Here is a 15,585-nt window from a genome sequence, read left to right as displayed (position 1 = left end):
GACAATTTGCATGAGATCGGCCTTTTCCGGGCCCGGAGAAGTACGATCTCATGCAAATTGTCGAAAATAGGGGGCGGCGGGTCAGGGCTTGCGGGCAGCGGCGGCGAAGCGGCGCTCGACGTCGTGAGGAAGCTCGCTGATCACGTTGCCCTGCGCCTGCGGAAGCTCCTCGGCCACGCGGTAGATCGAGGCGCTGCGGGTCATGAAGCCGTAGTCGACCAGCTCGCGGCGCAGGTAGGCGACGTCGTCGTGCACGGGGCGCAGGATGTCGCCGACCTCGGCCTCGGTGTAGTCGCGGCCGGCCTCGAACAGGCTGAGGAGCTCCAGGAGGATGACGACGCGGGCCCGCCGCTTGGCGGGGATGGAGACCAGCCGCCCCTGGCGCAGGAAGGAGCGCAGGGTGCGGCGGTGGAAGCGCTCGGCCTCCTGGCGCTGGGAGAGCAAGTGGGCGCGGGCGGTCGTGTAGTTCTCGCCGGTGTCGGCCATGCGGGCGCGCACGAGCCTCTTGAAGTCATGATCGGTGGTCATGGTCAGCCCTTCGGGCGGTCGCGATCCCGGTCATCGCCGCCACGGGTGGAAGGACTCGGAGCGGGGTGCCGGAGGATTCGCTCCCCTTCGCGGGATCGCCGACAGGACCGGGCTGTCGTCCGCTCGGCGTTGGCTCGCCGTGACGGACATGGTAGCAGCCCGGTGCGGGCACCCCTCCCCCACTTTCGACAATTTGCATGAGATCGGCCTTTTCCGGGCCCGGAGAAGTACGATCTCATGCAAATTGTCGAAAAGAAGGGGATCAGGGCTTGCGGGCCACCAGGGCGATGCCGGCCATGTCCTTCTCCCAGTGCTTGAAGGTGCGGCGCATGCTCAGGACGCGGGCGCGCAGCTCCTTGTCACCCAGGACGTTGCGGGCGATGCGCAGGAAGCCGCCCACGCCCTCGTCGCGCAGGTTGCGCCCGACCTTGAGCAGGGCCATGGGGGCGGTCTCGACCCACTCGACCTCCAGGCCGGCCTCCTCCATGAGCCGCCTCCAGGCGGCGGGGGTCATGGGCCGGGCATTGACGTGGATGGAGCGGGCCAGGTCCTTGCGCAGCTCGGTGTAGCGCGCCTCGGCGATGTCGTCGGGGGTCGCGGCGAGCTCGTGGATGGCGTAGCGCCCGCCGGGGCGCAGGATGCGGGCGGCCTCGGCGACGATGGCGGCCTTGCCCTTGTCTCCCTGCATGGTGAGCATGGCCTCGCCGACGACGACGTCGGCGCTGGCATCATCCAGGCCGGTCTTGGCGGCCTCGCCCTGGCGGACGCTGCCGCGCCTGCCGACGACGGCGGCCACGCGCGTGGCGGCGTCGGGGTCGCGGTCGATCGCGGTGTAGGAGGCGAGGCCCGCCTTGAGGATCTCGGCGGCAGTGCGCCCCAGGCCCGGGGCGAGCTCGACGACGTCGGAGCCGGGCAGTCCCGCATGCCGGAGCATGGCGGCGGACAGGGCGGCTCCGCCGGGGCGCAGGACGCGCTTGCCGGCTCGGGCCAGCACCCAGTGCCCGGGGGCGGTGGACACGGGCCGGCCCGCATGGGGCAGGGGGAGGCCTGTCTGGTCGGAAGCGTGGGAGGGGGCGGTGGCTGGAGTGGTGCGGGCCGGGGCGGGGGCATCATCAAGCTCTGACATGTGCTAAGCCTAGCCTTACAAAGGTGTGCGGGGCGGGACTTGCGCCGCAGGCAGTCGTCTGCCGGTGCAGGACCGCGCGGGCGATGGGACTCCGCCCGACGACGAAGATCCACAACATCGACTATTGTCACGTGATCCTTGACACGTCGCAATCAAGTCGTTACCTTCAGACCATGGCCGCTTCACAGCCGCAGGGCCCCGACCGCGAACCGCAGCCACGGCGCTCGCGCCGGTGGGTCATCGCGAGTGCGGCCCTCGCAGGGATCACGGTGGTCCCACCCGGTCTGGCCTGGGCCTTCGGCCCCGGCGGCTACCTGGGCGAGAACGCCCGCAGACTACGAGCCCTGGAGAACGACCCCATGGGAGCCGAGACGATCCTCGGCCACACCGCCTTCCACACCGATAAAGCCAGACTCCCCGGATGGCTGGAGTGGAAGACATCCAGACTGTATTTAAAACGGTATTTCCATAGCGACCACCAACCTAGCTCCCTCGTGTCAGAATTTATTACTTACGCAGAAGGCCATGGTTGGACCAAAGACGAGAAGTTCTCCAACAGTAACCTATGGACTGCACGTCACACCGACCGAGACTCCGACGACTACATGCAACTCCATATCGTCATACTAGACAACGAAGATTCAACTAATACCCTCAAGGGCGCAATTCTCATCTCCCTGGGTTACAACTAACAGGGAACTATCGTCCAGAAAGGCAAGATTCGATGTGACGACTCACCCCCGATTCCATCATTCCCACCATCACTATCGCCCTAGTTTTGATGGCATTGTCTGCTTTTCCAGCAACTACACCGACCGCAAGAGCAGAGGCAACTACAAATACTCTGCACATCACCCTCCTAGGCGACTCCTATTCCGCCGGAACCGGCGCTGGTTCCTACTACGGCGAAGAAGGCTCCTACAGGAGCCACAACAACTGGGCACACAGGTATGTTGACTGGATCAACGATCAAGGCACGCCCGCCATCCTTACTAATCTTGCATTCAATGGTGACACAACACAGCAAGTACTAGGGAACGAAGGACAAGTCGCCAATATGCCCACGGACTCCGACGTCGTCATGTTCACGATCGGCGGCAACGACGTGCATTTCAGTGACATTGTCAAGCAGTGCTTCACCCTCGGCATCAGGGACGCTAAGACCTGCAAGCAGAAGGTCGATGAGGCGAACTCAGGGCTGGCGGGCGTGAGGACGAATACGGAGAAGATACTCCAAGAGATCGACAACAAGCTCCCCGATGGTGCCCAAGTCATCCTCGTGGGCTACCCTCGCCTGGCTACCGATGACGAGTACATCCTCCAGGACTCGGAGACCACGTACGATGCCGGCGCCGGCGTTCGAGGCCTCAGCGATGCCGCTAGAACAGTGCAGTCGAACCTCGTCAACAATTGGAACGCCGCGCACCCTGGACTCAAGGTCACCTACATCGACGGAGTCATCAACGCCTTCAGCGGGCACGAGCCGGACCCCTCAGTCAAGAACCGGAACGACTACCGCTGGCTCAACGAGTTCTTCGAGACAGAAGGCGTACTGGGCAAGGACGGGAAGACGGAATCAAAGGCGAGCAAGGACACGAACGTATTCTATCACCCGAACCTCATCGGCCACTCCCAGATCGCCGAACTGATTCAATCAAAGGTCGGTGTCCCCGACTCCGTGAGCCCCCAGGACCTCAAGGGAACCATCGACATCGTCTTCGTCGTGGACTCCACCGGATCCATGCAGGACGATGCCGCGGCCGCACGGAACAACATACGCTCCATCATGGAGCAGACCAGCAAGCGATCATCCTCCTACCGATTCGCCCTCGTGGATTACAAGGACCACCCACAGTTCAATCCGAACAACTACCTGGCGCGCACCGACGTCGACTTCACCACCGACCCCGCGGCGATTGAACGCGGTTTCGACTCACTGACCTTCGAGGGCGGAAACCTCTTCAACACCAACGCCACGGTCTACAGCGGCACGATGCAGGCACTGGGACTCACGTGGCGCGACGGGGCAAAGAAGATCGCCCTCGTCATCGGGGACGCCCCTCCCCGCAACCCAGAGCCCGGCACTGGATACACATCAGAATCTGTCGCGAAAGCGGCCTATGACGTCGACCCGGTGAGTGTTTACGGCATCAACACCAACGGGTCATTGAACTCCCCCGATTTCCAGTCACTGGTATCACAAAGTGGGGGCACCATCACAGACGCCGCCTCACCGGACGACATCACGGGGCTCATCAATCAGGCAATCGACGCCGAGCTCAATAAACCGTTCGCCTGGATTCAAGGACCCTATGTCGCCAAAGCGGGTGAGGCCATCGAGATCGACGCCGCAGCCTCCCACGCGACCAAGGGAGAGCTCACCAGGATCGAGTGGGACTTCAACGGCGACGGCACCTATGAGGAGACCTCCACCTCAACCCGCATCCAGCACACATTCACAGAGGCCTACAGCGGAGTCATCGGACTCCGCGTCACTCAAACCGATGGGCAGACGGCCACCGCAACAACCCGAGTGGATGTCACCGATGACGGCGACATCACTCCACATGAGAGCGACAACTGCCCAGACGTCAACAACTACGGCCAGAGCGACTATGACGGTGACGGCATCGGTGACGATTGCGACGCCGATCCCGGCTTCCCCACGCAGGACCTGCCGGGAGTGTGCGTCGTCGGGGAGACCTGCTCGAACAACCCCTCGAACACGCCTCCCAGCACCACCCCCGCACCGTCGCCCTCGGCCGATCCGCCCAGCAGCTCCGCGCCGGCCACACCGACCGGGACTGATTCATCCCCGGCCCGGGGGCAGAGCGGAGACCGGGCAGCTGTGACCGACACGGCTCTCTTCACACAGACAGCCCCGGCATGGCCAACGCCCGAGCCCCCGATGACATAGCACCCCAACCTTCGACAATTTGCATGAGATCGTACTTCTCCGGGCCCGGAAAAGGCCGATCTCATGCAAATTGTCGAAAAGAAGGGGGTCAGACGCGGGTGACGCGGTCCAGGCTGGGCACGCCGGTGCGGGTCGCCGGGTAGTACTCCTCGTCGTGGCGGCGGCGGTGCATGGCCACGTAGTGGCGCTCGGTGGAGCCGTTGTAGACCTGGCGGGGCCGGCCGATCCGCTTGGCCGGGTCGGCGATCATCTCCCGGAACTGGGCGATCCACCCCGGCAGGCGCCCCAGGGCGAACAGGGGGGTGAACATCTTGGTGGGGAAGCCCATGGCCTGGTAGATGAGGCCGGTGTAGAAGTCCACGTTGGGGTAGAGCTTGCGCGAGACGAAGTAGTCGTCCTTGAGGGCGGCCTCCTCCAGCTCCATGGCGATCTCCAGCTTGCGGTCGCCCTCGCCCCCGCCCAGGCGGGCCAGGACGTCGTGCGCCGTCTCCTTGACGATGGCGGCGCGCGGGTCGTAGTTCTTGTAGACGCGGTGGCCGAAGCCCATGAGCCGCACCCCGTCCTCCTTGTCCTTGACCTTGCGCACGAACTCGGAGGTGGACATCCCCGAGGTCTGGATCATGTCCAGCATGCGCAGCACAGCCTCGTTGGCGCCGCCGTGCAGCGGGCCGGACAGGGCCCCCACGCCGGCGGCCACGGAGGCGTACATGTTGGCGTCGGCCGAGCCCACCAGGCGCACGGTGGAGGTCGAGCAGTTCTGCTCGTGGTCGGCGTGCAGGATGAGCAGCATGTCCAGGGCGCGCACGACGGCGGGGTCGATCTCGTAGGACTGGTAGGGCATGCCGAAGGTCATGCGGATGAAGTCCTCGACGTAGCCGCGCTTGGGCTCGGGGTAGAGCAGGGGGAGGCCGATGGCGCGCCGCGCGATGTAGCTGATCATCGTGGGCATCTTGGCCAGCAGCAGGATGGTGGCCAGCTCGCGCTCGTAGGGGTCGTGCGGGTTGAGGGTGTCCTCGTAGTAGGTGGCCAGTCCCGCGATACCGGCCTGGAGGATGGCCATGGGGTGGCCGGAGGAGGGGAAGGAGGTGAAGAAGCTGAGGAAGTCCTCGTGCAGGAGGCGGTGGCGCGCGATGCGGCGCTCCATGCGCTCGAAGGACTCCCGATCGGGCAGGTCGCCGTAGATGAGCAGGTAGGCGACCTCGGCGAAGGTGGAGGACTTGGCCAGCTCCTCGATGGGGTAGCCGCGATAGCGCAGGATGCCGGCGGCTCCGTCGATGTAGGTGATCTGGGAGGTGCACGAGGCCGTGTTGGTGAAGCCGGGGTCGAGGGTGACCAGGCCGGTGGTGCCCAGCAGCTTGCCCACCTCCAGGCCGTCCGATCCGTCGGTGGCGAAGGAACGGGCCAGCTCCATGGTCTGGCCGTCAACGGTCAGGAGGCCGGGGCCGTCGGCGGCACGGCTGTCCTGAGCCTCGGGCTGCTCGGCGGGCGGGGTGGCGGGTGCGCTCGTCATGGTGCTCCTTGACTGCCTGCTCGGTGCCGGCACCGGGCCGGCGTATCGACGTCGTTCCGGGGTCTCGCGGCCCGGGCTGGTCCTACTGTACGGGCTCACGCGGGGAGCGCGCCCATCGTCCCACCCGCGCTCTCGCGCAGTCGACGGCGGAGCCGGGCCGGGGCGCCCGACGGCGGAGCGGGCCTGGCCGGGCAGCCCCCGGGACCGGGGCTCGACGCCGGCCACACGCGCCGGGTCGCGGGTCACTCACTGGCCGCCCACCGGCGGCCTCCTGACCAGCCGGCCCGTGTCCGCAGCCCCGAGGCGGAGCACCTCCTGGGACGCCGTCCGGCAGGCCACGCGGGGAGCGTGACCAGGCCCCGCCAAGAACTCACGAAGAACCCGAAAGAACTCGGCAAGAACTCGAAAGAACCCCACGATCCCTGCCATCACTGGGAAAAGTCCCCCTCCTCGGCTCCGGGGGCGACCCCCGGAGGCCTCACAGTTCTTGACGAGTTCTTTCAAGAACTTGATAATTACTCCATGCATCCGCTTGTTTTGGACGCCCTGGAGGCGGTCGCCTCGGGCAGCACCCCCGATAGCCAGGAGACCGCCCACCTGGACTTCAAGGAGGACCCCGCCCGGGCGCCCCATACCCGCGGCAACCCCGATGCACAGCGCATCCAAACCCTTCTCGACGCTGCGATCTGCTTCGCCAACGCTGACGGCGAGTCCTTCATCGTCCTGGGGGTTCGCGACAAAGCGCGAGGCCAGGAAGCCTTCACGGGGACGGACGCCTCACCTGAGGACATCGCGTCCAAGATCTTCAACCGCACCCGCCCGAACCTCACCGTCGAGGCCCAGGCCGAGGACTTCGAAGGGCACCGCCTCGTCATCATCCGAGTACCCCAGGGCCTGGCCCTCTACAGCCGCATGGACGGCGCCGCCTCGCGGAGGACAGGCACGCGCTGCCTACCCCTGAGCGACGACGAGCGCCACCACATCCACTTCTCGCGCACCAACCCCGACTACACGGCCACACCCACCACACAGGGCATCGAGGCTCTCGACGGCGTTGCCCTGGCGGAGGGGGTGCAGCACTTCAATACCCGGCACCCCGACGACGCCGTGGCCGCACCCGCGGAGATGCTGCGCCGCCTGGGGGTGGTCGATAACGAGGGTCGCCTGCTCACCGCAGCTCATATCCTCTTCGGGCAGCCCTTGGGAGCACACGCGGGTGCGCAGCACCTATGGCGCGCAGCGCCGGGGGCGGAGCCGGAGCGCAACGATCTGGATTCGCCGCTCATCGTGGCCATCCCCCAGGCCCTGCAACGCATCCGCACCCACTCAAATGCCGAGATTGCGAGGATCGAGTTGCCCACTGGCCAGGAGCGCCATATTCGCGACTTCCCAGAGCGCGCCGTTGACGAGGCGGTTCTCAATGCCTTCGCCCACCGCGACTGGACATTGAGGCGGCCTATCGTCATCGACCAATCACCCCTGACTCTCAACATCACCTCACCGGGAGGCCTTCCCGTGGGAGTGCGTAGTTCTCACCTGCTCACCGCGGCCTCAACCCCACGCAACCCCACACTCATGCATGCCCTTCACCGCCTCGGACTGGTCGAGGAGACCTCGCGGGGCTTTGACCGGATGTGGACCTCCATGCTGGCCTCTGGCCGGGATGCCCCGGAGATCGAGGCAGAGGAGTCGCATGTGCGCGTGGCCTTCACCGCCTCGGTGGAGGATCCGGGTTTCGTCCGCGCATTGGCCCTCCTTCCCGATGTCGTCGGGAGCGCCAATGCCCTCAACATCAACACGCTCCTGGCCCTCAAGCACCTCACGCGGGCCAGCGTGCTGACGCAGGCGGGAGCAGGTGGCCTCTTCCAGCTCAGCCAAGCAGAAGCCCGCACCGTTCTGATATGGCTGACCAGCATCGGGCTACTGGCTCCCGACGCGCACAAGCACACATGGGGCCTCACCCCTGAGGTCCGCACGATTCTGCGGGATCAGGAGGTGCCCGCCCCCACCGCCAGCGAGATCGAGTCGACCATCATCGACATGCTCGCCTCGGGATCGGTAACGAACCGAGAGATCGTCACGGCCACCGGGGCACCGCCATCCATCATCACCGGGATCCTGCGCCACCTGGCAGCCACCAATGTCATCGAGAAGGATCCCGACGGGCCTGCTCGGGGGCCGGCGGTGCGCTGGCGCTCGCGTTAGCCTCCACGCACGGAGAGCGGCCAGGCCCCGCCAAGAGCCCGTCAAGAACCCGAAAGAACTCGGCAAGAACTCGAAAGAACCCCACGATCCCTGCCATCACTGGGAAAAGTCCCCCTCCTCGGCTCCGGGGGCGGCCCCCGGAGGCCTCACAGTTCTTGGCGAGTTCTTTCAAGAACTCGCCAAGAACTGTGAGGAGCTCCAGTGGTCCCCACCGGTGAGCCGCGCGGCACGCGCCCCAGCAGCCGGGCGCCCGAGCCGCGCCTCAGCGGCGGAACAGCTCAGTGGAGCGCAGGCGCTCGGCGGCGGCGGCGACCCGCTCGTCGGTGTCGGTCAGCGACATGCGCACCCGCCCGGCACCAGCCTGGCCGTAGAAGTCCCCGGGCGCCACCACGATCCCCAGCTCGGCGAAGGCCCCCACCAGGTCGTAGGCACTCATCTCGGCCGGCCCGCCCAGCCACAGGTAGAGGCCCGCCACGGAGGCCGGGTCGTTGACCAGGCCCGCGGCCGCCGTCGCCCCCGCCAGGGCCTCGCGGCGCCGGCGGTAGACGGCCTTCTGGGCCTCCACATGCTCCTCATCGCCCAGCGCCGCGACCAGGGCCGCCTGCACGGGGGCGGGCACGAGCAGCCCCGCATGCTTGCGCACCTCGGTGACCGCCGCCACCAGGACCGGGTCCCCCGCCAGGAGGGCGGCCCGGTAGCCCGCCAGGTTGGACTGCTTGGACAGCGAGTACAGCGCCAGCAGGCCCTCGCGCCCGGCCGCTCCTCCCACCCCGGGGTCCAGGAGGCTGGGAACGCCCCGGCTCGCCCAGGGCTCCTCCCAGGCCAGCTCGGCGTAGCACTCATCGGAGACGACGACGGCGCCGCGCTCGCGCGCCCAGGACACGATCCGGGCCATCTGCTCCACGCTGAGCACATGCCCGTCGGGGTTGCCGGGGCTGTTGAGCCACACCATGGCCACCCGCCCCTGCTCGGGAAGGCTCCAGGTGGCGGGGTCGGCGTCGGTGTCCACGGGCACCGGGATCGCGCCCACGAGGCGGGCCCCGACGTCGTAGGTGGGGTAGGCGGCGCGGGGGTGGAGCACGAGGTCACCGGGGCCGGCCCCCAGCTGGAGGGGCAGGAGGGCCACCGACTCCTTCGACCCGATGGTCGGCAGGACCTCGGCCTCGCTGAGGCCCTCCACGCCGCGGCGCCGCGCCATCCACTCGATGATGGCGGCCCGGACCTGGGGCGTGCCCGCGGTGGTGGGGTATCCGGGGGCGTTGGCGGCCCCGGTCAGGGCGGCGCGGGCCACCTCGGGGGTGGGGTCCACGGGGGTGCCCACGGCCAGGTCGACGACGCCGTCGGGGTGCTCGGCGGCGCGCGCCCGGTAGGGGCGCAGGGAGTCCCAGGGGAAGTCGGGCAGGACCGAGGCGCGGGGCAGGACCCGGGCGGGACGGGAGGCGGAGGAGCTGGAGGCAGTGGCTGCAGTGGCTCTGGAGGCGGCGTTCACCGGGCCATTGTCCCTCCTGTGTCCACCTGGGTGGGCCCTGCGTCCTGCAGGCCGGACCCGGGCGGCCCGCCCTGCGCGCGGCCGGGGATGGAATGCGAGTGCGGGGTGCAGAATGCGAGTACCCCGCACTCGCATTCTGCACCCCGCACTCGCAATCTGCGGAAGAGGGAAGGGCGGTGAGCCCGATGGGCCCGGATCAGCCGGCTAGGCCCCGGATCAGCGGGTGGTCAGCCCTGGAGGTGCTGGTTCTGCGGCGGCAGGGCGGCGATCATGGGGTCGTCGTAGGGCTGGGGCCCCGCCATCTGGGCGCCACCGGGCGAGCCCAGGCCCTGGATCTCGAAGAAGTCGATGTTGGCCCGGGTGTAGTCCTCCCACTCCTCGGGCACGTCGTCCTCGTAGAAGATCGCCTCAGTGGGGCACACCGGCTCGCAGGCCCCGCAGTCCACGCACTCGTCGGCGTTGATGTAGAGGCTGCGTTCGCCCTCGTAGATGCAGTCGACGGGACATTCGTCGACGCAGGCGCGATCCTTGACGTCGACGCAGGGCTGGGCGATGACATACGTCATGGCTGCGTGTCCTCTCGATGCTGTTGTGCCGACGGCGCGCGGCACGGGTGTACGGACAAGTATCGTCTCCCGCGCCCCTGGACCCAAGAGCCCGCTGACGTGGGCATGAGCACTGCGCGCCTCACCCGCAGATGATGTTGTTGTCCGGGTAGTAGGCGGTGGTCAGGACATCGTCGGGCACGGCCTGGCCGTTGTGGCTGCGCTTGCGGGTCACGGTGATGTCGAAGCCCGGGTTGCCGCCGGTGTAGGGCTGGCACTGGGGGCCTGACTTGCGCTCGGTGACCACGGGGCGGAAGTTGTAGCGCTCGGACTCGGTGATGGTCACGTCGTAGTACTTCGTGGACCACAGCCGCACGTGGATCTGCTCACCATCGAGCCAGGCCTGGACCAGGACGCCGTGGGGCGTGGGGTTGGTGAACTTCACGTCGAGCTTGCCGGTCCACAGGGTGGCCTCACGGCCCGCGGGGTAGCGGTCGAAGTAGTACTGGTGGGGGTGGTGCTCGGTGTCGTCCATGCCCGCCTCGAAGCCGGCGTTGAACACGGTGGTGGCCACCTGGCTCAGCCCCCCGCCCAGGGAGTCGATGTGCTCCCCGTTGGAGATCACCCCGGCGTCGGCGAAGCCGTGCTCGTAGTCCACCTCGCCCAGGGCCTCCTCCAGGGAGAAGACCTCGCCGGGCTTGACCACGGAGCCGTTGATGAGCTCGGCGCCGCGCCGGAGGTTCTGGGTGCGGGGCAGGTCGCCGGCGTTGTAGGGCGTGGAGTACTCCCCCACGACCTCCTTGACCCCCCAGTCGGCCTCGGGGGTGGTGTCCTCGGGCTTGAGCACGCTCAGCGGCAGGGCGACGGTGCGCGAGGCGGGGTCGGTGCCCTTGGCGGCGGTGGTGGTCAGGGACTGGGTGAGGGAGTCCATGTCGATGCCCGTGCCCTCGGCGGGGGCCACGTACTGGGGCTTGTCCCCCGCCGCGCCCGTCTGCGTGCCGTCGATGGTCCAGGAGGCGTCGATGGCGGGCTTCTCCACCTCCCCCATGGTGCCCACGATGGTGTCGTGGAGCATGGTGGTGTCGATGCTGGCCGCCAGGCGCCCGCCGTCGGTGCTGATGGAGGTCATGGAGGCGGTCTGCTCGGGGGTCAGGGTGACGGTGGGGGTGGTGGCCTTGGACTCCACCTGGGTGCCCACGGCGGTGATGGCCATGTCGGCCGAGAGCATGGGGCTCAGGGTGGAGTCGACGAAGTCCTTGGCCTCCTGGTCGGTGATCGCCGGGACGGCCACCCCCTCGGCCAGGGCGATGCTCTGCTGCCCCAGCGGCCAGCCCCGGGAGAGCTGCTCGACGGAGGCCTTGACGTCCAGGCCCACGCCGTCCTGGGCGGGGGTGGTGGTCACCTGGGTGCCCTCCAGGGAGACGGTGGCGGAGACGGCGCCGTTGGCCATGGAGTCGATGCGGTCCTCCAGCGCGCCGGTGAGGGTCTCGGAGTCCACGCGCAGGACGGCGTCGCTCTGGGCCCCGCCCAGGCGCTGGGCGATGGTCAGGGGGTTGAGGGTGAAGCCGGCGACCTGGTCCATGGTGGCCTCGGCGTCCAGGGAGACGCCGGACTCGGCGGGGACGAGCTCGGAGCTGCCCTGCCCGACGGTGAGGGTGACGGGCTGGGCGAGCTGGGCGCCGATCTGCTCGCCCAGGCGGGTGCCGGCCTGCTCGGGGCTGAGCCCGGACAGGTCGACGCCGGAGACGGTGGTGCCCGAGGCGATGTGCTGCGTGGTCCACCAGGCCAGAGCGCCCCAGGCCAGCAGGATGGTGATGCCCGCGGCCGCGCCCACGGCCAGCAGGCGGCGACGGCGGGGAGCGGCCGTGACGGCCGCCGCGGCACTGGCGGCGTCGCCCCGGGCGCCGGCCCCATCGGCCTCCTGGGCAGGAGCATCGGCGGAGGCCTCATCGGCCCCGCCCTGGTTGGGGGCGGCGCCGAGGTCGTCGTCGGTGCTGTCAGCACCGGACTGCCCCGCGGGAATGGGCCAGGCGGGGGCGGTGGCCCAGTTGGCGGTGGCGGGGGAGCCGGCCGGGGCGGGCGAGCCCGGGCCCGACGGCGCAGCGCCTCCGGGAGCGGCTGGGGAGGCGGCGGCGCCGGCCGAGGACTCGGCGGCACCGGCCTGGGCGCTCTCGGCGCGCAGTGCGGGCCAGCGCGACTCCCCCAGGACGGTCTCGCTGGCGTCATGGCCCGGCTCGGACCAGACCCGCTCGGTGTGGGCGGCCACCGCGGGGGTGATGGAGGACTCGAAGCCCTCCCCCCCGGGGGCGACGGTGGACTCCTGCGGGGCGGGATCGGGGTCGCCGCTGGGCGCGGATGGGGCCACCGGCGGCATGGCCGGGGCGATGGAGGGCGGGAGCTTGCCGCCCCCGTGCTGGATCCAGCTGATCATGTGGGCGCCCTGGTCCTGCGCCGGGGTGATGCCGTAGGTCTCGGGGCCCGCCTCGGCGGGGGTCGCGGCCTCGTCCTCCGAGGCGGCCGCCGGCGGCCGGGCCACGTCATCGGCCGGGTCACTGCTGCCCTCGGCGCTGTCACCCGCGTGAGCGGGGCCGTCATTGTCCGGGCCGCCGCCCTCCTCATCACCGGCACCCCCGTGAGCGGGGCCGGCATCGGCGGCCGGCCCGGAGTCGCCGTCCGGGAGGCCGGCGTCCTCGGCGCCCGCCCCGGTGTCGGGCTCAGCGTCATCGGGGCTCGCGCCGGCAGGACTCGCGCCGGTGGGGGCCGCGCCGTCGGCAGCGGTGCTCCCAGCATCCTCCACGGCGTCCTGCGCGCCCTCGCTCACGGCGGCGACCTGGTGCCCGACGAGCCCGGGGCCCGTGGGATCGGGGGCCTCCTGGGGGCTGAGAGGGCTCTGGGGCACGGGGCGATCGGCCGCCTCGGGCTCGGCGCCGCCCTGACCGCCGTCGGGATGCCCGCCCTGGCTGCGCTGGTTCCGGCTCATGGGCTGGGCTCCTCTCAGGCCTCGGCCCGGCGGCGCCGGGCGGCGTCACGGAAGCGCTCCTGGGAGTTCAGGATCACCTTGCGGATGCGCACCGCCTCGGGAGTGACCTCCACGCACTCGTCGTCGGCGGCGAACTCCAGGGCCTCCTCCAGGGTCAGGCGCCGCGGCGGGGTGAGGCCCTCGAAGGAGTCGGCGGTGGAGGAGCGCATGTTGGTCTGCTGCTTCTCGCGCACGACGTTGACATCCATGTCCTCGCCCCGGGGGTTCTCCCCCACGACCTGGCCCTCGTAGGTCTCCTGGGTGGGCTCGACGAAGAACGTGCCGCGGTCCTGCAGCCGGATGAGGGCGTAGGCGGTGATGGCCCCGGCACGGTCGGAGACCAGGGAGCCGGTGGTGCGCGAGTCGATGGGCCCGGCCCAGGGCTCGTAGCCCTCGGCGATGGAGGAGGCGATGCCGGTGCCGCGGGTCTCGGTGAGGAACTGGGTGCGCAGCCCGATGAGGCCCCGGGCGGGGATGAGGAACTCCATGCGGATCCAGCCGGTGCCGTGGTTGGTCATGGTCTCCATGCGGCCCTTGCGCGCCGCCATGAGCTGGGTGACGGCGCCCAGGTACTCCTCGGGCACGTCGATGGTCATGCGCTCCACGGGCTCGTGCCGCTTGCCGTCGATGGTGCGGGTGACCACCTGGGGCTTGCCGACCGTCAGCTCGAAGCCCTCGCGGCGCATCTGCTCGACCAGGATCGCCAGGGCCAGCTCGCCGCGCCCCTGCACCTCCCAGGCGTCGGGGCGGGAGGTGGGCAGGACGCGCAGGGAGACGTTGCCGACCAGCTCGCGGTCCAGGCGATCCTTGACCTGGCGGGCGGTGACCTTGGCGCCCTTGGTGCGACCGGCCATCGGGGAGGTGTTGATGCCGATGGTCATGGAGATGGCCGGGTCGTCCACAGTGATGAGCGGCAGGGGGCGGGGGTCCTCGGGGTCCACGAGGGACTCCCCGATGGTGATGTCCTCGATGCCGGCGATGGCCACGATGTCACCGGCGTGGGCCTCCTCGGCGGGCTTGCGGTCCAGCCCCTCGGTGATGAGCAGCTCGGAGATGCGCGCGGCGGCCAGGGTGCCGTCGTGGCGCGCCCAGGCCACGGCCTGGCCCTTGCGGATGGTGCCGTTGTGGATGCGCAGCAGCGCCAGGCGGCCCAGGAAGGGCGAGGCGTCGAGGTTGGTCACATGGGCCTGGAGGGGGGCGCCCTCGTCGTAGGAGGGCCCGGGGATGCGCTCGATGATGGTGCGGAAGAGCGGCTCCAGATCGGGGCTCTCGGGCAGGGCGCCGTCGGCGGGGGCCTCGGTGCCGGCGCGGCGGGCCTTGGCCGAGGCGTAGATGACGGGCACGTCCAGGACGGCATCGAGGTCGATGTCGGGGTGCTCGTCGGCCAGGTCGCTGGCCAGGGACAGCAGCAGATCGGTGGACTCCGAGACGACCTCGGCCAGGCGGGAGTCGGGGCGGTCGACCTTGTTGACCACCAGGATGACGGGCAGGTTGGCGGCCAGGGCCTTGCGCAGCACGAAGCGGGTCTGGGGCAGGGGCCCCTCGGAGGCGTCCACGAGCAGGACGACGCCGTCGACCATGGACAGGCCCCGCTCGACCTCCCCACCGAAATCGGCGTGGCCGGGGGTGTCGATGACGTTGATGGTGATGCCGTCGGGGCAGCCGGCGGCGACCGCGGCGGGGCCCGCGTAGTGAACGGCCGTGTTCTTGGCCAGGATGGTGATGCCCTTCTCCCGCTCCAGCTCGCCGGAGTCCATGACGCGCTCACCGGTGGACTCGGTGGTGGCGCGCTCCCCGAAGGCGCCCGCCTCCCACAGCATCGCGTCCACCAGGGTGGTCTTGCCGTGGTCGACGTGGGCGACGATGGCGACATTGCGCAGGTCCTGGCGCAGGCTCATACAGGGCTCTTCCTCCGGGTCGGGCGGTCCCCGGCCCGGGACGCCTGTCGGGCGGCCGCCGGCGGGGCGGGGAACATGGCAAGGCTAGGGGACGGCGGGAGGGGCCTGCCATGGTCAGGCCTACACCCGTGCTGTGCCGCTCACCACGGGGCCGGCGCCCCGCCCAGCCCCCGTTGCACATCTTCAGGCCCCGGCCCATCCGCCATCCCCGGCTTTTCCGCATGATTCCAGTACCGGCCGGCATGGGTGCGGGCTGAAGATGTGCAGCGAGGGGGCCGCTGCACATCTTCGGCGCCCAACGGCAGGATTGAGCTGACACGAACCGCGGAATCATGCGGATCAACCAAG

General features: G+C 69.3%; 10 protein-coding genes. 3 read left to right on the top strand and 7 right to left on the bottom strand.

Going from position 1 to position 15,585, the window contains the following annotated elements; translation table 11 throughout:
• Positions 1-81: 81 nt before the first annotated feature.
• Both J5X07_RS10265 and J5X07_RS10260 read right to left on the bottom strand, forming a co-directional pair.
• Positions 82-528, bottom strand: coding sequence for a DUF2087 domain-containing protein (locus tag J5X07_RS10265; RefSeq protein WP_124933563.1), 447 nt, complete (start codon positions 526-528; stop codon positions 82-84).
• 262 nt (positions 529-790) lie between these two features.
• Positions 791-1,654 (bottom strand): class I SAM-dependent methyltransferase, encoded by an 864-nt coding sequence (locus J5X07_RS10260; RefSeq protein WP_208479737.1) that lies wholly within the window; start codon positions 1,652-1,654, stop codon positions 791-793.
• Between the two features lie 173 nt (positions 1,655-1,827).
• On the opposite strand from J5X07_RS10260, the gene J5X07_RS10255 reads away from it, so the two are divergent.
• Both J5X07_RS10255 and J5X07_RS10250 read left to right on the top strand, forming a co-directional pair.
• The gene (locus tag J5X07_RS10255) at positions 1,828-2,346 is read left to right on the top strand and encodes a hypothetical protein (RefSeq protein WP_208479736.1); all 519 of its coding nucleotides are present in this window, start codon (positions 1,828-1,830) and stop codon (positions 2,344-2,346) included.
• Between the two features lie 89 nt (positions 2,347-2,435).
• Positions 2,436-4,571 carry a GDSL-type esterase/lipase family protein gene (locus J5X07_RS10250; RefSeq protein WP_208479735.1) on the top strand — a complete coding sequence of 712 codons (2,136 nt, stop codon included), beginning with the start codon at positions 2,436-2,438 and terminating at the stop codon, positions 4,569-4,571.
• Positions 4,572-4,659: 88 nt separating this feature from the next.
• On the opposite strand, the gene J5X07_RS10245 is transcribed toward J5X07_RS10250, so the two are convergent.
• Positions 4,660-6,081, bottom strand: coding sequence for a citrate synthase (locus tag J5X07_RS10245; protein ID WP_124933566.1), 1,422 nt, complete (start codon positions 6,079-6,081; stop codon positions 4,660-4,662).
• A 522-nt stretch (positions 6,082-6,603) separates the two neighbouring features.
• Between J5X07_RS10245 and J5X07_RS10240 the strand changes: the two genes are divergently transcribed.
• On the top strand, positions 6,604-8,286 hold the full coding sequence (locus J5X07_RS10240) for an ATP-binding protein (RefSeq protein ID WP_208479734.1): 1,683 nt from the start codon (positions 6,604-6,606) through the stop codon (positions 8,284-8,286).
• Positions 8,287-8,548: 262 nt separating this feature from the next.
• Here J5X07_RS10240 and dapC read toward each other — a convergent pair whose 3' ends face one another.
• From dapC to typA, 4 genes are all read right to left on the bottom strand, one after another.
• Positions 8,549-9,706 carry a succinyldiaminopimelate transaminase gene (gene dapC, locus J5X07_RS10235; protein ID WP_208479746.1) on the bottom strand — a complete coding sequence of 386 codons (1,158 nt, stop codon included), beginning with the start codon at positions 9,704-9,706 and terminating at the stop codon, positions 8,549-8,551.
• A 296-nt stretch (positions 9,707-10,002) separates the two neighbouring features.
• Entirely contained in the window at positions 10,003-10,341 is a 339-nt protein-coding gene (gene fdxA / locus J5X07_RS10230) for a ferredoxin (protein WP_124933569.1), read from the bottom strand.
• 121 nt (positions 10,342-10,462) lie between these two features.
• Positions 10,463-13,300 (bottom strand): VanW family protein, encoded by a 2,838-nt coding sequence (locus tag J5X07_RS10225; RefSeq protein WP_208479733.1) that lies wholly within the window; start codon positions 13,298-13,300, stop codon positions 10,463-10,465.
• Between the two features lie 14 nt (positions 13,301-13,314).
• Positions 13,315-15,237: a translational GTPase TypA gene (gene typA / locus J5X07_RS10220; RefSeq protein ID WP_124933571.1), complete on the bottom strand. Its 1,923-nt coding sequence runs from the start codon at positions 15,235-15,237 to the stop codon at positions 13,315-13,317.
• Between the last annotated feature and the right edge of the window lie 348 nt (positions 15,238-15,585).

The sequence above is a fragment of the Actinomyces bowdenii genome, assembly GCF_017592395.1.
GTDB lineage: Bacteria > Actinomycetota > Actinomycetes > Actinomycetales > Actinomycetaceae > Actinomyces > Actinomyces bowdenii.
The sequence above is the reverse complement of the archived record's forward strand: the minus strand, read 5'-3'. Positions and strand labels throughout refer to the sequence as shown.